General features: G+C 72.1%; 14 protein-coding genes. 10 read left to right on the forward strand and 4 right to left on the reverse strand.

Annotation, left to right across the window (positions count from 1 at the left end; genetic code table 11):
• Window positions 1–121 precede the first annotated feature (121 nt).
• Window positions 122–871: a class I SAM-dependent methyltransferase gene (locus VMN58_04680; protein ID HUF32489.1), complete on the forward strand. Its 750-nt coding sequence runs from the start codon at window positions 122–124 to the stop codon at window positions 869–871.
• On the opposite strand, the gene VMN58_04685 is transcribed toward VMN58_04680, so the two are convergent.
• Window positions 872–1,621, reverse strand: a complete 750-nt coding sequence (locus VMN58_04685; GenBank protein ID HUF32490.1) for a polyprenol monophosphomannose synthase — start codon at window positions 1,619–1,621, stop codon at window positions 872–874.
• 10 nt (window positions 1,622–1,631) lie between these two features.
• Window positions 1,632–3,359, reverse strand: a complete 1,728-nt coding sequence (locus tag VMN58_04690; protein HUF32491.1) for a hypothetical protein — start codon at window positions 3,357–3,359, stop codon at window positions 1,632–1,634.
• Window positions 3,360–3,416: 57 nt separating this feature from the next.
• Between VMN58_04690 and VMN58_04695 the strand changes: the two genes are divergently transcribed.
• From VMN58_04695 to VMN58_04725, 7 genes are read left to right on the forward strand one after another with little or no spacing between them, the layout of a single operon-like run.
• Window positions 3,417–3,719 carry a hypothetical protein gene (locus tag VMN58_04695; GenBank protein HUF32492.1) on the forward strand — a complete coding sequence of 101 codons (303 nt, stop codon included), beginning with the start codon at window positions 3,417–3,419 and terminating at the stop codon, window positions 3,717–3,719.
• Window positions 3,716–5,140: a GMC family oxidoreductase gene (locus tag VMN58_04700; GenBank protein ID HUF32493.1), complete on the forward strand. Its 1,425-nt coding sequence runs from the start codon at window positions 3,716–3,718 to the stop codon at window positions 5,138–5,140. The genes VMN58_04695 and VMN58_04700 overlap by 4 nt, the downstream gene beginning before the upstream one ends.
• Window positions 5,137–6,186 (forward strand): NAD(P)-dependent oxidoreductase, encoded by a 1,050-nt coding sequence (locus VMN58_04705; protein ID HUF32494.1) that lies wholly within the window; start codon window positions 5,137–5,139, stop codon window positions 6,184–6,186. The genes VMN58_04700 and VMN58_04705 overlap by 4 nt, the downstream gene beginning before the upstream one ends.
• Window positions 6,186–7,217, forward strand: a complete 1,032-nt coding sequence (locus VMN58_04710; protein HUF32495.1) for an NAD-dependent epimerase/dehydratase family protein — start codon at window positions 6,186–6,188, stop codon at window positions 7,215–7,217. The genes VMN58_04705 and VMN58_04710 overlap by 1 nt, the downstream gene beginning before the upstream one ends.
• A gap of 50 nt (window positions 7,218–7,267) precedes the next feature.
• Window positions 7,268–9,190 (forward strand): hypothetical protein, encoded by a 1,923-nt coding sequence (locus tag VMN58_04715; protein ID HUF32496.1) that lies wholly within the window; start codon window positions 7,268–7,270, stop codon window positions 9,188–9,190.
• A gap of 1 nt (window position 9,191) precedes the next feature.
• Window positions 9,192–11,201 (forward strand): hypothetical protein, encoded by a 2,010-nt coding sequence (locus VMN58_04720; GenBank protein HUF32497.1) that lies wholly within the window; start codon window positions 9,192–9,194, stop codon window positions 11,199–11,201.
• Complete coding sequence (locus VMN58_04725; protein ID HUF32498.1) at window positions 11,198–12,715, forward strand: glycosyltransferase; 1,518 nt, start codon at window positions 11,198–11,200, stop codon at window positions 12,713–12,715. The genes VMN58_04720 and VMN58_04725 overlap by 4 nt, the downstream gene beginning before the upstream one ends.
• On the opposite strand, the gene VMN58_04730 is transcribed toward VMN58_04725, so the two are convergent.
• Window positions 12,606–13,985: a glycosyltransferase family 39 protein gene (locus tag VMN58_04730; protein ID HUF32499.1), complete on the reverse strand. Its 1,380-nt coding sequence runs from the start codon at window positions 13,983–13,985 to the stop codon at window positions 12,606–12,608. The genes VMN58_04725 and VMN58_04730 overlap by 110 nt on opposite strands.
• Before the next feature lie 62 nt (window positions 13,986–14,047).
• Here VMN58_04730 and VMN58_04735 point away from each other — a divergent pair, with 62 nt between their 5' ends.
• Complete coding sequence (locus VMN58_04735) at window positions 14,048–15,406, forward strand: glycosyltransferase family 39 protein (GenBank protein HUF32500.1); 1,359 nt, start codon at window positions 14,048–14,050, stop codon at window positions 15,404–15,406.
• Window positions 15,407–15,604: 198 nt separating this feature from the next.
• A complete protein-coding gene (locus tag VMN58_04740) occupies window positions 15,605–16,060 on the forward strand; it encodes a hypothetical protein (GenBank protein ID HUF32501.1) in 456 nt (151 codons plus the stop codon).
• Window positions 16,061–16,080: 20 nt separating this feature from the next.
• On the opposite strand, the gene VMN58_04745 is transcribed toward VMN58_04740, so the two are convergent.
• On the reverse strand, window positions 16,081–17,634 hold the full coding sequence (locus tag VMN58_04745) for an NAD(P)/FAD-dependent oxidoreductase (GenBank protein ID HUF32502.1): 1,554 nt from the start codon (window positions 17,632–17,634) through the stop codon (window positions 16,081–16,083).
• Between the last annotated feature and the right edge of the window lie 65 nt (window positions 17,635–17,699).

A 17,699-nucleotide genomic window follows, 5' to 3' on the forward strand; every position in this document is an offset into this window, starting at 1 on the left:
GGGACGGGTCGCCGGGCGTCGTGGACGCCAGCGGAGGGCGAACGGCAGCGATCTATCCTAGGTCACCCCCCTGCCGACGGCCCGACATCGACGACCGTCCGACCTACCCCGAGGCCGCCCAATGCCCACGCCCGCATCGTTCCAGTCGACCTTCGCGTCGGTCGCCGACGTGGAGGGCTGGATGAGCGAGGGCCAGGCACGACTGCTCTGGGACCGGGCGTCGGCCCTCGGCGACGGCGACCTCGTGGTCGAGATCGGCAGCTACCACGGACGCTCGGCGATCGTGCTCGCCACCGCCGCCCCCGCGGGCGCCGAGGTGGTGGCGATCGATCCTCACGCAGGCAACGACCGCGGTCCTCAGCAGATCGTCGGGCCCGCCGAGGAGGGCCAGCGCGACCATGAGACCTACCTCGCCAACCTCCGGCGAGCGGGCGTTGCCGACCGGGTGCGCCACGTCCGGCTCCCCTCCCAGGAGGCCGGTGGGTCGGTCGACCGTCCGATCCAGCTTCTCTACATCGACGGTGCGCACCGCTTCGCACCGGCCAGGGCCGACATCGTCGACTGGGGGAACCGGGTGGCCGAGGGTGGCACCCTGCTCATCCACGACTCGTTCTCCTCGGTGGGGGTCACCCTCGCCATCGCCACGACGCTGCTCGCCGGCGGTCGCTTCCGCTACGTCGACCGGTCACGGTCGATGGCCGAGTACCGGCGGGAGGACCTGTCACCGACGGGGCGGGCGACCAACGCGCTTCGTCAGGTGGCCCAGGTGCCGTGGTTCGCCCGCAACGTCGCCATCAAGGTGCTGATCGTCGCCCGGCTGGGGCGCCTCACCCGGCTGCTCGGTCACCGCGACCCCACCTGGCCGTACTGATCAGCCGAGAGGCCGGCTGCTGCGGGGGGCGGATCCCCGGCGGAGGACCCGGTCGCGGACGCCCCACCAGGTCATGAGCACCATCTCCTCGGCGATGATCCGCATCGACATCTTCGACTTCCCCCGCAGGCGGTCGGTGAAGGCGATGGGGACCTCGGTGATCCCCGCACCCAGTCGCGACATCCGGTAGGTGATCTCGAGCTGGATGCCGTAGCCGCGGGCGCGGGTGGCCGGGAGGTCGATCGCCTGGAGCGCCGTCGCCCGGTAGGCGCGGAACCCGGCGCTCGAGTCGGCCACCCCGGTGCGCATCGTGAACCCGGCGTAGCGGTTGCCGTAGCGCGAGAGGGCCTCGCGGTGCCACGGCCAGTCCGGGACGGACCCACCGGGGACGTAGCGGGAGCCGATGACGACGTCGGCCCCGGCGTGGACCGCCTCGAGGAGCCGTGGGAGGACCGCCGGGTCGTGGGACAGGTCGGCGTCCATCTGCACGAGGATGTCGTAGCCCCGCTCGAGGCCGAGCCCGAGCCCGGCGCGGTAGGCGGGGCCGAGGCCGTCCTTCGAGGGCCGGTGGAGCACGTCGATGCCGCCGAGCGCGGCGGCAGCCGCCTCCGCCAGCGCGCCGGTGCCGTCGGGGCTGCTGTCGTCGACGACGAGGATGTCGACGTCTGGCAACACCTCGCGCACCCGGTGGAGCACCTCGGTGATGTTCAACGCTTCGAGGTAGGTGGGGATCACCACCAGGGTTCGCATCGGGGCGACACTAACGGCAGCGTTCCAAGAGCTCGTAGAGGTCCGCGTACACCGCCACCGTGCAGAACTGGTCGTGGAGCACGCGGTTGGGCTCGTCCGACCCCGGGATGCGGGCGTCGTTCGGCTCGTCCCAGTCGTCCCAGACCCTGGTGAGCACCACGACGTCGGCTGAGGCGAGGTCGTCGGCGAGCCCGGACCCAGGGGCGTTGGCGACCCCCGGATCGAGCTCGACGTAGTAGGTGGCAACCTCGAGCTGGGGGAGGAGGTAGTAGATGAAGGCGTCGTTGTAGGGCGTGAAGCGGAGGTCGGACGTCCCGACGAATAGACGGTCCCCCGGCTCGGTGATGCGCTCGACCTCGGCGAGCAGCGGCGGGAGTGCCCGGGCCACGTCGGGGCGGCCGTAGTAGAAGGTCCGGCCCTCGTGGGTGATGGGGAAGGAGAGGCGGTGGATGCCGAACGTCTGGGCCACGGCATCGCTGTAGGACCGGGCGGTGAAGGCGGGCAGGAGCAGCACCACGGCGACCAGCACGGCGCCGCCGGCGAGGGCGCCTTGCCGGCGAGGAGCGAGTGAGGGTCGGAGGCGTCGCAGCAGCTCCACGCCGGCGATCGGGAGGAAGGCCATCGGCACACAGCTGACCCACGCCAGGTGGGTCGAGTCGGCGCGCTGCACCGCCTGGGGGAGCATGCCGAGGCTGAAGGCCGCCACCGCGAGCAGGGCGATCGCCCGGGGGCTGCCGGGGCGGCGCCGCACGAGCAGGGCCCCGGCAGCGAGGAGCGCGATCACGGAGAGGGGCAGGAGGAAGAACCACAGCGTGATCTGCATCGGTGTGGGGGGCATCGGCAGGGGCCAGCCGAAGGGCTCCATGTCGCCTGCTCGCTGGAGGAAGCCCTGGAGCTCCCGGGGCGAGGGGGGGATGGGGAGTGCCCGTCCCCCGCGCAGGTGGAACACCGGGTCGATGATCATGCCGCGGACGGCGTTGCCCGGTCCGGCCATGGCAAGGTGCACGAGGTAGGGCGAGACTCCGGCGGCGCCGCCGATGAGCACTCGACGCACGAGGCGTGGCCTCATCCCCCACAGGATGACGGCGCCCCCCAGCGCCAGGGCGACGATCAGGTCGGGGCGGTAGAGGAGGCTCGCGCCCGCCAGCAGCCCCGCACCGACGGCCGCCCGTCCCGCCCAACGCTCGTCGGTGGTCACTCGGGCCAGCGACCCCAGGTGGACGGCCCAGAGCCCGAGGGCGACACCACCCACCCACGCCAGTGCGGTGAGCCCGATCGGCGGGATGATGATCATCGCCGAGATCACGCCGCAGGCGACGGCGACGGTCCGGCCCCACCGGCGAGCGATGGCGAATACGCCCAGGACGAGGCCGACCTGCTGGGTGAGCCCCACCAGGCGCTCGGCGGTGAGGGAGACACCCACGACCTCGAACACCGCGGCGAGGACCCAGAGGCTCCCCGGCCCGTAGAGGTGGAGGAAGTCCCGGTTGGGGACCTTCCCGTTCATCACCATCTCGGCGAAGACCAACATGAACCCCTCCTCCATCGGGGGACCCTGGTTCCGCAGGAGACCGTGGAGGGGGAGCGCGAAGGTGACGAGCAGGACGCCGATGGCGAGGGCGGTGCGCTGGGCCGGGCTCATCCTGTCGAGGAGGTGGCGCCGGTGGCCGTCCGCTCCTCCTCTGGCTCCCCCGGGAGCGGTCGGGCGCGCCTCGCCGATGGTGCTCTGGGAGGCCATGCGCGGTCAGGGTAGTGGTGAGAGGTGGTGCGGGAACCGCCGCTAGTGTCGATCAACATGCTCCGGTTCGAGCGCCAGGTGGTGGCGTCGCTCATCGAGACCGATGACCGGGCACAGCGGGCGGCGATCGAGGACTACGTCGACGCGACCCTCAGTGACATGCCGGAGCACCTGCGTGCCGGAGTCGTCGCCGAGTCTCTCGCGCTCGCCGCTTGGGCCTTCGTGCGCCGGGCGTCGGCCGCCGAGGTGCTCTCCTCACTGCAGCGCAGCCCCGTCGGCCTCCTCCGCCAGTACGAGCGCCTCCTCGCCGGGCTGGTCCTCTTCGCCGAGCAGGAGCTGGTGGCGGGGCCCGCCACGTGACCATCCTCCACACCGAGGTCCTGGTCGTCGGGTCCGGAGCGGGCGGCGCCACCACGGCCGCCGCGCTGGCGGCGCGGGGTCGCCGGGTCACCGTGGTCGAGGAGGGGCCATGGGTCGAGCCGGATGCCGTCGAACCCTTCTCCCTGGAGGAGATGGTCGCCAAGTACCGCCACCATGGCCCGTCCGCCGCCCTCGGAGCCCCCCCGATCGCCTTCGCCGAGGGCCGGTGCGTGGGTGGGAGCACCGAGATCAACAGCGGTCTGTGGCACCGGCTCCCCGGCGAGCTGGCCGAGGAGTGGCGCCACACCTACCGGATCGACGGCTTCACGGCCGAGGTGCTCGACCGCCACGCCGAGCAGGTGGAGCGTGCCCAGTCGGTGCAGAAGGTTCCGGCCGACGCGCCCCTGTCGTCGATGCTGCTCGAGCGCGGTGCCACCGCACTCGGCTGGCGGTCGGTCGAGTTCCCCCGGGTCTTCCGCTACGACACCGCCGGGCGGGGCACGAAGCAGACCATGGCGCGCACGCTGATCCCCCAGGCCGTCGCCGACGGGGCCGAGGTGGTGCCCGAGACCAAGGTGCTGCGCCTCGAGCGTTCGGGGGACCGCGTGACGGGTGCCCGCTGCCAGCGACGGCGCACGGACGGCACGATCGAGGACCTCACCATCCGGGCGGAGCACGTCTTCGTCTGCGGGGGCGCCATTCAGTCGCCCGCCCTCCTGCAGCGCAGTGGCATCCGGGCCAACATCGGCAGGGGCCTCAAGCTGCACCCCACCATCAAGGTCGCCGCCCGGTTCCCGCACACCGTCGACCACGACGACGTTCCGATGCACCGGATCACCGAGTTCGCTCCGAACCTCACCATCGGGGGCTCCGCCAGCAGGCGCGGCCACGTGGCCCTTGCCCTCGCCGACTCGACCGCCGACACCGCTGACGCCCTCGCCCACTGGGAGGACGTCGCCGTCTACTACGCGGCGATCAGGAGCGAAGGTGCAGGCCGAGTGCTTGCCATCCCGGGCCTGAAGGCCCCCCTGGTCACGTATCGCCTCACCGAGGGTGACGTCAGCCGCCTGGCCCGTGGCCTGGTCCACCTCGGCGAGGTCCTCCTGGCGGCAGGCGCGACCGAGCTCTACCCGTCGGTCACGGGTGCCGGCGTCGCCCGGCGGCCCGCCGACCTCTTCCCATGGTGGGGAGCCGTGAGCCGCCAGCGCACCAGCCTCATGACGGTGCACCTCACGTCGTCGATCCGCATGGGTGAGGACCGCGCCCGGACCGGAGCCGACAGCTACGGGCGGGTGTGGGGCCACCGGAACCTCCGCGTCAACGACGCCTCCCTCGTCCCCGACGCTCCCGGGGTCAACCCCCAGGCGGCGATCATGACCATCGCCGCCCGCAACGCCGAGCACTTCCTGGAGCACGGATGACCGACACCGAGTCCCGCCCCGACGAGATCGCCCCTCGGGAGGTGGTCGTCACCGGTGCTTCCGGCTGGCTCGGCACCAACCTGGTGCGGGCGCTCGCCACCGATCGTGCGCGCGTCCGCTGCCTGGTGCACCGACCGGAGGAGGTCGCCCTCCTCGAGGTGGTCGGGCCAACCGTCGAGGTCGTTGCCGGCGACCTGCGCGACCCCGACGCGGTCGATCGCCTCTTCGAAGGCATGGGAGGGGCGACGGTGTTCCACTGTGGATCCGTCATCCACCCGAGGTCGCTCGTGAGAGAGCTCTTCGACGTGAACGTGGGCGGAACGCAGCTCGTGCTCGACCGAGCGCGGCGCGCCGGCACGGGCCGCTTCGTCCACGTGTCGTCGAACTCGCCCTTCGGCGCCAACGACCGCCCCACCGACCGCTTCACCGAGGATTCGCCGTTCAACCCCTACCTCGCCTATGGGCAGTCGAAGCTCGAGGCCGAGCAGCTGGTGCAGCGCAGCCACGATCGCGGTGACGTGACGACGGTGATCCTCAGACCGCCGTGGTTCTACGGCCCGCACCAGCCGGCGCGGCAGTCACGGTTCTTCGCCGCCGTCCGTCGCGGGCGGTTCCCCATCATCGGCGACGGCACCCAGCAACGCTCGATGGTGTACGTCGGCAACCTCGTCGACGGCATGCAGCGGGCCGAAGTGGCAGCCGGCGCGCCGGGCCAGGCCTACTGGATCGCCGACGCCGAACCGTACGAGCTGAACACGATCATCGACACCGTGCGCACCGCGCTCATGGCCGAGGGTCTGGCGGTGTCCGGCCGGGGGGTGCGCGTGCCGCGGATGGTGGGTGAGGTGGCGGCCACGATCGACCGGCTACTCCAGGAGCGGGGCCGCTACGTGCAGGCGGTGCACGTGCTCGGTGAGCTGAAGGACACCATCGCCTGCGACATCTCCCGAGCCCGGGCCGAGCTCTGCTACGAGCCGTCTGTGGCCCTCCTCGAGGGGATGCGCACGAGCATCCGCTGGTGCATCGAGCACGGGCACGCCCTCTGATGGCCCGAACCACGCTCATCACCGGCGGCACGGGGTACTTCGGCACCCTCCTCGCCGAAGCCGCCCTCGCCCGCGGCGACGCGGTCCGGACCTTCGACATCAACCCGCCAGCCTCGGCAATCGCCGGTGTCGACCACGTCACCGGCGACGTGCGTGACCGTGACGCCCTCCGGGCGGCGGTGGAGGGCGTCGACGTCGTCCTCCACAACGTCGCCCAGGTGCCGCTGGCCAGAGACCGCGAGCTGTTCTGGTCGGTCAACGTCGTCGGGACCGCCAACGTCCTCCTCGCCGCTCGCCAGGCGCGGGTGGCAAAGGTGGTCCACACGTCGTCGAGCGCCGTGTACGGGATCCCCGAGCGGAACCCGGTCGACGAGACGACGCCACCGCGCCCGCTCGAGGCCTACGGGCGGGCCAAGCTCGAGGCCGAGGCGCTGTGCCGGGACGCCGTGGCGGCCGGCCAGGACGTAACGGTGATCCGACCCCGGACCATCCTTGGCCACGGCCGGCTCGGCATCATGGCGATCCTCTTCGAGCTCGTCGCCGAGGGCGCCCCCGTCTTCGTCTTCGGTCGGGGCGACAACCGCTATCAGCTCGTCCACGCCAACGACCTCGCCGAAGCGTGCCTCCTCGCAGGGGAGCGGGCCGGACCGGCCACCTACAACATCGGCGCGACGGAGTTCGGCACCATGCGCGAGACGCTCCAGGCGCTCTGCGACCACGCCGGCACCGGCTCGCGAGTGCGCTCCCTCCCGGTCGGGCCCGCCCGAAGAGCCATGCGCGCCCTCAGCGGCGCCAAGCTGGTGCCGTTCGCCCCGTACCACTGGCTGCTCTACGGCGAGTCGCTCTGGTTCGACACGTCCCGGGCCCGGACCGAGCTCGGGTGGGAACCCTCGCACTCGAACGCATCGATGGTGGTGGAGTCCTACGAGTGGTTCCTGGCCCACCGTCAGGAGCTGGCCGGTGCTACGGGGTCGCACCACCAGTCACCGGTCCGCCTCGGCGTGCTCGAGCTGCTCAAGCACCTCCCGTAGGCCCCGGGGCGTCCCGGGATCGCCGGGGCCCGAAAGTATGCTCGCCTCCCATGCCCCCTGCCCCTCCGTCCGGCGTCGCGCTCGACGACGCCCCGGACAGCGAGGTGGCCGGCACCCGCCCCCGACCGCGAGGTCGACCGGATGGCAGGGCGGTGAGGGCACCGCTGGCCGTCATGATGGTGGTGCTGGTGACGCCGCTCGTGGTGGCGGTGATCGCGCTTCGTCGCGCCGAGTGGTACCCGATCCTCGACCTGGCGATGACCGAGCTGCGCATCCGCGACGTGGGGACCCGTCACACGCCGCTGATCGGCCTCCCCGGCCGCATCGGGGTGCTCGGCGCCGAGCAGGGGAGCCACCCCGGCCCGCTCAGCTTCTGGGCCCTCGCCCCCACCTACCGCCTGCTCGGCTCCAGCGCCTGGGCCATGCAGGGCGCCACGGCCGTCCTCCACGCGACGGCGATGGCCGCAGCGCTCTGGTTGGCGTGGCGGCGCGCCGGGCTCCGCCTGGCGCTGGGGGTCGCCACGGTGCTGGCGATCCTCACCCGCGCCTACGGGGCCGACACCCTGACCGAGCCATGGAACCCCTACATGCCGCTCCTGTGGTGGGTCGTGCTGATGCTGGTGGCCTGGTCGGTGCTCGACGGCGACATCGTCGTCCTCCCGCTCGGTGCGCTGGCCGCGAGCATGTGCGTCCAGACGCACACCCCCTACGTCGGGGTGACGGCGGGCATGGTGGGCCTCGCCGTCATCGGCGTCGCCCTGCTCGGCTGGAAGCGACGTCACGACCACGCCGCCCGCCGCAACGTCGTGACCTGGGTGCTGGTGTCGGTCGCAGTGGGAGCCGCCCTGTGGATCGCCCCGATCGTCGATCAGGTGGCACGGACGCCGGGGAACATGTCGCTCCTCGTCGACCACTTCGGCTCGCCGCCGGAGGAGTCGGTCGGCCTGCAGCGGGGAGGGGAGATGGTCCTGCTCCACCTCGACCCGTGGCGACTCGTCACCGAGCAGCAGGCGGCCACGGGCTCACTGGTCGACGCCTCCCAGGCGCCGCGTGGACCCCTGGTGCCGGGCACCCTCTGCCTGCTGGTCTGGTTCGTAGCGGTCTGGGGTGCGTGGCGCCTCCGCCACCACCTCCTGCTCCGGCTCCACGCCGTGATCGGCGTGGCGCTGCTCTTCGCCGCGGTCTCGATCAGCCGCATCTTCGGCCAGCTCTGGTACTACCTGATGATCTGGGCCTGGGGGATCGCTGCGCTGCTCCTCCTGGCCGTGGTCTGGACCGCAGCGGCCGTGGTGCACCGGCGACTCGGACCGCAGCCAGGCGCGCGCGCCGCCAGGGCGGGGGTGGGCGCGCTGGCGGTCGTCGGCGTCACCTCGGCGCTGGTGTTCTCTGTCGACGCGTGGGCGGTGGACCTCCCCGCACGGCCCCTGTCCGACACCATGGGGCGCATCGTCCCCGACGTGGTCGACGCCCTCGAGGGTGGCGGGCTCGCGGGCGGTGGGCGCGACGGGCGGTACCTGGTCACGTGGTCCGATGCCCTCTACATCGGTTCGCAGGGGATCGCGCTGGTCAACGAGCTCGAGCGTGCCGGCTTCGACGTGGGTGCCATCTCGCCGTGGGGCGTGCCGGTGGCGCGGCACCGCGTCCGGAGCCCCGAGGCAGCCACCGCCGTCGTCCACCTGGCGACCGGTTTCCACGTGGAGCGGTGGCGGGCCAAGTCCGGGGTCGTCGAGGTGGCAGGGATCGACCCGCGCAGCCCCGAGGAGCAGGTCGAGTACCAACGCCTGCGGGAGCAGGTGCTGCGCGAGCTCCGGGCCGCCGGGATGTCCGATCGCCTTGTCGACGTCGACGAGAACCTCTTCGCGGTCGCGATCGACAGCCGCGCGCCGGTCACGGCGCAGGATGCCATGACACGCATGCTCGACCTGGGCCTGCCGACGGCGGTCTTCGTCGGTCCTGTCGACACAATGGACTGACGTGGTCGACATCCGCCCTGCGGCCGCCGAGGCCGATCCCCGTCCACCGACGCGAAACGACGCGCCCAGCCACCGCCCCACCCGGGCCGAGGGCGGGCTCCTCCTCGCCGCGATCGCCCTCGCCGTCCTGCCCGTGGTCGTGGCCACCGTCCGCGCCGCCAGCCGGGGCTGGCTGCCGGTGGGCGACAACGCCTACTTCGCCATCCGGGCGCGCGACGTCCTCACCGAGCACCACCCGCTGCTCGGCACGTGGACCTCGGCCTCGGTCAGCGCCGGCACCGACTTCAACAACCCCGGACCCCTGCTGTTCGACCTGCTGGCCGTGCCGGCCAAGCTCGGCGACGAGGTGGGCGTGGCCGTGGGCGCCGCCCTCCTCAACTGCCTCGCCCTTGTCCTCATCGCCGTGATGGCCCGCCGCCGGGGAGGCGTGGCCACCGCCGCCCTGGCCACGCTGGTCGCAGTCACCCTGGCGTGGAGCATGGGCAGCGAGCTGCTCTTCGATCCGTGGCAGCCGCACAGCCTGCTGCTCACCTTCCTGCTGGTGCTCGTGCTGGTGTGGTCACTGGCCTGTGGGGATGTTGTCGCCCTCCCCCTGGCCGTGGGCGCCGGCAGCCTCATCCTCCAGACCCACCTCAGCTACGCCGTGCTCCTCGCCGCCCTGGGCCTGTGGGGCGCGGTCGGCCTGGCCCTGGCCCTGCGCCGCCAGCGCCGCCTCGACGAGGAGGCGTGGGCCGGCACCCGTCGACAGGTGGTGCGGATGGGCGGGGTGGCGGTGCTGGTGCTGGTGCTGGCGTGGAGCCAACCCCTGATCGAGCAGCTGACCAGCGACGGGCAGGGCAACCTGGCGCGCCTGGCGGGCAACGCCGGCGACTCGGCCGAGACCATCGGACCCCAGCTCGGCACGCAGGTGGTGGCGGGCGTGGTGGCGGCCCCGCCGTGGTGGCTTCGCCCCTCGTTCGGCCAGACGTTGCAGCCCGCCGCCGACGGCGCTCTCGGTCCTGGCTACGACGTGCGCCTGCCCGACCTCCCCGGCACCACGGCGGCCATCGCCCTCCTCGCACTGCTCAGCCTCTTCCTCGCCCTCGCCGGGTGGTGGGGTCGACGCCAGCACGACCGGGCCACGTGGACGGCTGCGATCACCGCCGGCGTGGCTCTGGCCGCCGGCCTGGTGACGGCGTGGAGCCTGCCCGTCAGCTTCCTCGGCATCGCCCCCCACCAGTTCCGCTGGCTCTGGCCGGTGGCCGCCTTCGCCACCCTGGCCCTGGCGCTGGTGGCGCAGAGGACCCTCGAGGGTCGAGGCCCGCGCCTGGGCCTCCCCGTCGTCCTCGTCGTCCTCGTCGCCGTCATGTCGGCCCTCACCCTGCCCACCAGCAACACCGACGCCGGCCCGGCAGCCGACGCCTGGGCCATCCCGGTCGTGCACCGGCTCAACGACGGGATGGCGGCGCTCGAGGGCGAGGGACCCCTGGTCATCGACCTCCGGGGCATCCGCTTCGCCGAGCCGTACAGCGGTCCGGTGATGGCAGAGCTCCAACGACGCGGCATCGCCTTCCTGGTCGACGACGAGGGCATGGAACGTCAGATGGGCCCGTCCCGGCGCCTTCGGGACCAGGAGGCGCAGCGCCTGTTGATCCGGGAGGGAGACGATGCCGCCGCGGTGCTCCCCGGCGCCCGTCGGGTCGTGCTCGTCGAGGGGCTCGACCGTGACGCCCGCAGGGAGCTCGATGCGCTCCGGTCGGCCGTCGAGTCCCACCTTGCCACGCTCGATGTCGTGCGGCTCGACGACCGTGGTCTCACGGTGCAGGCAGCGGGCCGCCTGCCGGTGCCGCTCCCGGCCGACCCCGAGATCCTGGTCGGCAGCCGGCTCCTCCTCGAGCTCGTCGAGGACGACCTCCTGTCCCATGACGACCCCTGGCACGACCGCTTCGCCCGCTACGCCGAGCTCCAGCGACGCTGGGACCGCCAGACGGTCGGCCTCTTCCTGGCCCCGCTCGACTGGGAGCCGTCGTGACCACCGATGTCGCCCTCGTGGTCCCCGTCTTCGACGAGGACGAACGCCTCGCCGAGTACGGGGAGACCCTCGTCGCGTTCATCGCGTGCCAACCGGCGGGCAGCGAGCTGGTGTTCGTCGACGACGGGAGCAGCGACGGCACCGCGGCGGCGGTCGAAGCGCTGATCGCCGCGTCGCCGGGCCTCCCGGTCCGCCTTCTACGACGGCAACACCAGGGCAAGGGCGGGGCCGTGGCGGCCGGCCTGGCCTCGACCACCGCGTCCTATGCCGCGTTCTGCGACCTCGACCTGTCGACGCCGCTCGAACAGCTCGAGCGGATCATCGCTGCGGCCACACGGGCACCGGTGCTGGCGGTGGGGTCGCGGGACCTTTCCGGCTCGCGCGTGACCCGCCCCGAGGGCCGTGTGCGCGAGGCGCTGGGACGGACCTACAACCGCCTCCTCCAGGCGACGATCACCCCGGGCATCGTCGACACCCAGTGCGGTGCAAAGGCGGCGTCCGCGGCAGTGTGGCGAGCGGTGCTCCCGCACTGTCGAGAGCGGGGCTTCGCCTGGGACGCCGAGGCCATCGCCGTCGCCGGGGCGCTCGGCATCGGTGTCCAGGAGGTCCCCGTCGAGTGGCGACACGACGAGCGCTCGAAGGTGAACGTCGTCCGGGACGGCACAGCCATGGTGTGGGCCACCGCACGGATCTGGCGCCGGGCTCGCCACGTCCGTGCCGGCCAACTGCCGAGCCGGACGCCGGTGGCGGCCGCCTCCCCCGGGACGACCGGCGCCGGTGTCTTCGACGGCGACAACGCCGCCCTCCTCATGGCGACAGACCGCGATCACTGGTGGTTCCGGAGCAAGGCGGCCTTCGTGGCCACGGCGCTGCGACGAGCGACCGCCTCGGAGTCGACCGACGGGTGGCTGGTCGATGCCGGCGCGGGCGCGGGTGGGGTGACCGCCATGTTGGGGTGGGCGCCGGACCGGGTGGTCGTGGCCGAGGGGAGCCATCGGCTCGTGGCGCAGGCGCACCGCCACCACGGCCTCCCCGCGGTCCAGGCGGGGGTGGACCACCTGCCGCTCGCCACCGGGACGGCCGAGGTCGTCTGCCTCCTCGACGTCATCGAGCACCTCGCCGGCTCGGTCCCTGCACTGGTCGAGGCCCGCCGGGTGCTGGCGGACGGCGGGCACCTGGTGGTGAACGTGCCCGCCCACCGATGGCTGTGGAGCGCGGCCGACGAGGCGTTGGGCCACGTTCGACGCTACAACCGCCGGACGCTGCGGGCCGAGCTCGTGGCGGCCGGGTTCGAGCCCCTTCTCATGACTCACGTCTTCAGCTGGCTGGTGGGGCCGGTGTGGCTGAAGCGGCGCTTGGCCTCGGGAGGAGACGCCGAGCTGGGACTCGATCAGACGTCGTTCCTCATCGACCGGGCGGCGATGGTGCTGACCCTCCTGGAGCGGCTGCTGATCGGACGGGTGCCGCTTCCGTTCGGGACCTCCCTCCTGTGCGTCGCCGTGCCTCGTCGATGAGGGCGACGGCGCCGGTGGCGGCCAGCACGACGATGGCAGGCTCAGCCGCCACCCGGAACCGCTGGTTCCCGTAGGTCACCGTCGTGGTGACGACGACGAGGACGACCGTCGACAGCATGGGCCACATCAGCGCCCGTCGGCGGCGGAGGACGATGATGCCCCCGACGGCGAAGGGCACGAGCAGCCAGTAGGTGCGGGTGCCGACCTCCTGCCAGCGCCGGTCGCGGCCCTCGAACGACTCCACGGTGACCTGCTGGCCGACGTCGTAGAGGCCCCAGGTGCGCCCCTGGCGGATGGCGAGCACGGTGGGCAGGCGACCAAGGTTGTCGGCCACGTAGCGCAAACCGCGGTCACGATGGAACGCCGCTGCCTCGGCCTCGTCCTGCTCGCTGAGGTCGAAGCCTCCGAAGCAATCGTAGAGCCAGAGCCCCGTTTGGCTGCCGTGGTAGGTGCGGTCGCAGTTGGCCCCGTCGAGGGCGGTGCCCATGTTGTTCGAGACCGGCACGAGGGCGCCGTCGAAGCGCACCGCGTTGCGGACCGTCCACGGGACGACCACGAGGGCGGCTGCGACCAGACCGACCAGGCAGAGGGTGGCGCGGCGGCGCCACGAGAGGTCAGCGACTCGCGCCGAGAGGGGGATGACGAGGAAGAGGACGAGTAGCAGCCCCTCGGCCCTGGTGAGGGCGGCGAGTCCAGCCGTGACCCCGACGAGGGCGATGTCGTCGAGGCCACGCCGCTCGGCAGCCCGGTGGGCGAAGAGGAGCGTCGTGGCGACGAGGAGGGCGAACGGCGTCTCCGGCATCAAGATGGCATCGCTCTGGAAGAGCATGGGGTAGACGGCCGCGACGCCGGCGGCGACGAGGCCGACGAGGTCACCACCGACCCGGCGACCGAGGAGCCCGATCACGGCGACCGTCGCCGTGCCGACGACGCAGAGCACCAGCTGTTGTCCGTCGACCGAGGCGATGCCGACGAGGTGGGCGAGGGCCAGGACGGCGGGGAGCAGCGGGGGGTACTCGGCTGTCGGGCGGATCTCGCCGAGGATGGTGCGGTCGAAGGGCCGGATGAAGCCTCGGCCCTCGGCCAGGTTCTCGCCGAGCATGTGGTACGCCGCGGCGTCGCTCACCTCAGGGACCTGGGGGTCCACCAGGAGCGTGAAGGCGACCCGTACGCCGAGCGCGACGACCACGATGACGAGCAGGCCGAGGGCGAAGCGCCGGGACCCTCGAGTGCCCTGGACCTCGGGTGGGCTCGGGTGGGGCTCGGTCACGGCGGCATGCTACGGCGGGGCCCGGCTTCGTCCGGCTCGGGTCGCCCTTACCATGTGCGGCCGTGCCGACCGCGACCACCCGGACCGGAGCGACCCCGCCGCCCGGCCTCACGACGACGGCTCCCCGAGGCGCACCCTGGTCAGGGGCCGGCAGCACCCGCTGGTGGCTGCTCGGGATCGTGGTCCTCGGCGTCGCCCTGCGGGTGGCGTGGGCGCTCTACGCCACTCGTCAGCCGGTCGGTCTCCACGACCCGACCTTCTACACGGTCTTCGCCGAGGAAATCGCCCGGGGGAACGGCTACCGCCTCCCCGACGGCCAGCCGACCGCCTACTACCCCGTCGGCTACCCGGCTGTCCTGGGAGCCCTCTTCTGGCTCGCCGACCACAGCCCGTTGCCGGACGGCCGGATGGGCCTCGTGGTGGGGCTCAACCTCGCCTGCGCCGCATCGTCGCTCGTGCTGGTCTTCCTGATCGGGCGCCGGCTCTTCGACCAGCGAGTTGCCCTCCTCGCCGCGGGCATCATGGCCGTCTTCCCGAACCTGGTCTTCCACGCCGCCCTGGCACTGACCGAGACGCTCTTCATCACCCTGGCCCTGCTCGCGGTGCTGGTGCTGGTGTCGACCCCATGGGAGCGACGTCCGCTCGGCGCCCTGGTCGGCTTCGGGCTGCTCGTGGGCCTCTCTGCCCTGGTCCGTCCGCCGTCCCTCCTCTTCCTGCCCGTCCTCGCGCTGGTCGGCTGGTGGGGTGCCGGTTGGGGATGGCGGGCGGTCGGTCGATCGGTGCTGGTCGCCGGCCTTGCGGCCGTCGCGGTGATCGCCCCTTGGACGCTCCGAAACGCGGTGGTCATGACGTCGCCGGTGATCATCTCGACGAACATGGGCGACAACCTCTGCATCGGGAACAACCCGGAGGCCACCGGCGCCTTCCAGATGCCCCCGTCGTGCCTCGACGGCTACGACCACCTCGAGCGGCCGGAGTACGAGCTGCGCCGTGACGCCGAAGGTCGCCGGAAGGGGCTGGAGCACATCCTCGGCCAGCCGGCCGACCAGCTCCGCCTCGTCCCGCTCCGGCTGTTCCACACCTTCAAGGACGACACCGACGGGCTCCACGCCGCCGAGAGCTACGGCGCCGACCCGTTCATCCCCCCCTTTCGGCGCTCGATCCTGGAGGCAGTCGCCAACGCGGTCTTCTTCGCCACCCTGCTGACGGCGATGGCTGCCATGCCGTGGTTGCTGCGGGGTCGAGACCCGGGCCGCCTGCTCCTGCTGCTGAGTGCTGTGTCGCTCGTCCTCCCGCCGCTGGTCTTCTTCGGCGACGTCCGCTTCCACGTTCCGATGATCCCCTTCCAGGTCCTGGCGGCTGCGGCCCTGCTGGGAGCACTGGCCGACATGGTGCGCGCCCGGTGGGCAGCCGACCGCTGATCCGGCACCGGACGGATGCCTTCCGGAAGCGGTTTGGTTGCGGTGACTTCCGGCCGGAAGCCTTCCGGAAACCAGGAAGGTGTCGATCTTCCGGATGGTTTCCGCGCGGAAGCCTTCCGGAGGGGGTTCAGCCCTGTGGGCTTCCCGGCGGAAGCCTTCCGGAAGCACCGCGCTGGTCTCCTGACGTAGCCTGTCGTCATGGCACGAGCAGCGCAGACCTACACGGCCGCCCAGGCGGCGAAGATCCTGTCGGTATCGGAGCGACGCGTCCGACAGCTGGTCTCAGAGGGGAAGCTGGACGGATCACGCGACGGCGGGGGTGTCGTGCAGCTCTCGCAGCGTTCGGTGAGCGAGGAGCGCAAGCGGCGGCAGGCGAGCGGGAAGGGCTCGGCGTCGCGCGCGCCGGCTCGGTCCCGGGCGACGAAGGCGTCGGTCGATGTCGACCAGATCGCGGAGAAGGTGGCGTCCGCCGTCAGTCAGCGCCTGGAGGGGCAGATCGAGATCACCCGGCGGGCCGAGAGCCTCGTCCGGTCGGAGCTAGACGAGGAGCGGGCGCGGCGGATGGAAGCAGAGGCGAAGCTCGCCGAGGCCCAGCGGCGGATCGCCGAGCTCGAGGCCGCCTCGGAGAAGAAGCGCGGCCTGTTCCGGCGGTGACGGCTCAGCGGTGACGGAGCTCAGCCGCTCCGGAGCCGGCGCTGTTCGGCCGCCGCGTCCTGCACCGCCCTCGGGATGATCGGTGCGGCCCGGCCGGACCGGCTGACGCGCACGTCCTCGGGTCCCTCGGCGGCGCGTTCCTCGTGGTACTCCTCCTCGACGTTGACCGCCCAGATGTCGTGGCGGGCGCCGAGGATGTTCTCGACGGTGAGCATTGCCGTCATCATCGAGTGGTCCTGGTTGTTGTACCGGTGCATGCCATTGCGGCCGACGGGGTGCACGTTGGGAGCATGCTCGGCCAGCCAGGCCCGGAGGACGTCGACGTTGGCCCGGTAGTGCTCGTCGTAGGTCGGATAGGCCTTGGGCATGCGCACGACGTAGCCGGCCTCGACGCGGGCAGGATCGACGAGCCCGAGTGTGGCGAGCTCGCGGGCGCCGAGGGCGATGAGATCGTCGTCGGCCATGGTCCAGAGGTGGTCGCCCTCGAACACGAAGTACTCCAGTCCGAGGCAGGTCCGACCCTCCTTCACCAGGTAGGGCGACCAGGAGCCGAAGTTCTGGATGCGGCCCAGGTGGACGTCGGCGGAGTGGACGTAGATCCAGTTGTCCGGGAAGCCGGCTTCCTCCGGCACCACCAGCGCCACGGTGAGGAAGTCGCGGAACTTGAGGTCATCGGCGGCCGCCCGCACGGCGTCGGGCACCGGTGGGTCCATGGCCCGGATCAGCGACGGGAGAGGCATCGACGAGACGACGTCGGTGCAGGGGTGGGCGGACTCCACGCCGTCTCGCACCCACACCACCTCGACGGCCCGGCCGCCATCGTGGCGGACCTTGGTGACCCGGGCCTCCATGACGACGTCGGAGCCCGCCTCTACGACCAGGTCGCGGCAGCGCTCCCACATCATGCCGGGACCGTACTTGGGGTACTGGAACTCCTCGATCAGCGAGGCGATGTCCTTCTGGTTGCGCTTCGGCAGGAGCGCGTTGAGCACGGCGGTGAAGAGCGAGAGGTTCTTGATCCGCTGGGCCGCCCAGTCGGCCTGGATCTCAGTGGCGGGCACGCCCCAGACCTTCTCGGTGTAGGTCTTGAAGAACGTGCGGTACAGGCGGGCACCGAAGCGGGCCGAGACCCAGCCCTCGAAGTTCGACTGGTCCTTCGGTGGCCGGACGCGCGCCCAGACGTACGAGAGGACACAGAGGACGGCCTCGACGACGCCGAGGTTCCTCAGGGCGTTGCCGGCCTTCAGGGGGTAGTCGTAGAACTTGCCTCCGTAGAAGATGCGGCTCATGCGCGGCCGCATGAGGAAGTCCTCGTCGGGGAGGATCTCGTGCCAGAGCGCCTCCACCTCTCGGACCTTGGTGAAGAACCGGTGACCGCCGATGTCGAAGCGCCAGCCGTCGCGCTCCGCCGTCTGACTGATGCCGCCGACGACGTCGGTCGACTCGAGGACCGTCGACCGCTCACCAGCCTTCGCCAGCTGGTAGGCGGCGGTCAGGCCGGCGGGGCCGGCGCCGATGATGACGACCTCGTGGGGGTCGGGAGCGGGGTGCGTGTCGCCTTGCGGCGGGGCCATGGGTACTCGCAGACTCGTCGGTGGAGCACGAACGGTGCTGACCCTACCGTCGAGCCGCGACGGCC

This window comes from Acidimicrobiales bacterium, assembly GCA_035512495.1.
In the GTDB taxonomy this organism is placed as follows: Bacteria; Actinomycetota; Acidimicrobiia; order Acidimicrobiales; family CADCSY01; genus DATKDW01.

Bases quoted from the DNA above. Each gene is read 5' to 3' on its own strand.
- VMN58_04705 (HUF32494.1), top strand. From the start codon at position 5,137: ATGACCGACACCGAGTCCCGCCCCGACGAGATCGCCCCTCGGGAGGTG.
- VMN58_04690 (HUF32491.1), bottom strand. From the start codon at position 3,359: ATGGCCTCCCAGAGCACCATCGGCGAGGCGCGCCCGACCGCTCCCGGG.
- VMN58_04745 (HUF32502.1), bottom strand. From the start codon at position 17,634: ATGGCCCCGCCGCAAGGCGACACGCACCCCGCTCCCGACCCCCACGAG.
- VMN58_04740 (HUF32501.1), top strand. From the start codon at position 15,605: ATGGCACGAGCAGCGCAGACCTACACGGCCGCCCAGGCGGCGAAGATC.
- VMN58_04715 (HUF32496.1), top strand. From the start codon at position 7,268: ATGCCCCCTGCCCCTCCGTCCGGCGTCGCGCTCGACGACGCCCCGGAC.
- VMN58_04710 (HUF32495.1), top strand. From the start codon at position 6,186: ATGGCCCGAACCACGCTCATCACCGGCGGCACGGGGTACTTCGGCACC.
- VMN58_04685 (HUF32490.1), bottom strand. From the start codon at position 1,621: ATGCGAACCCTGGTGGTGATCCCCACCTACCTCGAAGCGTTGAACATC.
- VMN58_04695 (HUF32492.1), top strand. From the start codon at position 3,417: ATGCTCCGGTTCGAGCGCCAGGTGGTGGCGTCGCTCATCGAGACCGAT.
- VMN58_04680 (HUF32489.1), top strand. From the start codon at position 122: ATGCCCACGCCCGCATCGTTCCAGTCGACCTTCGCGTCGGTCGCCGAC.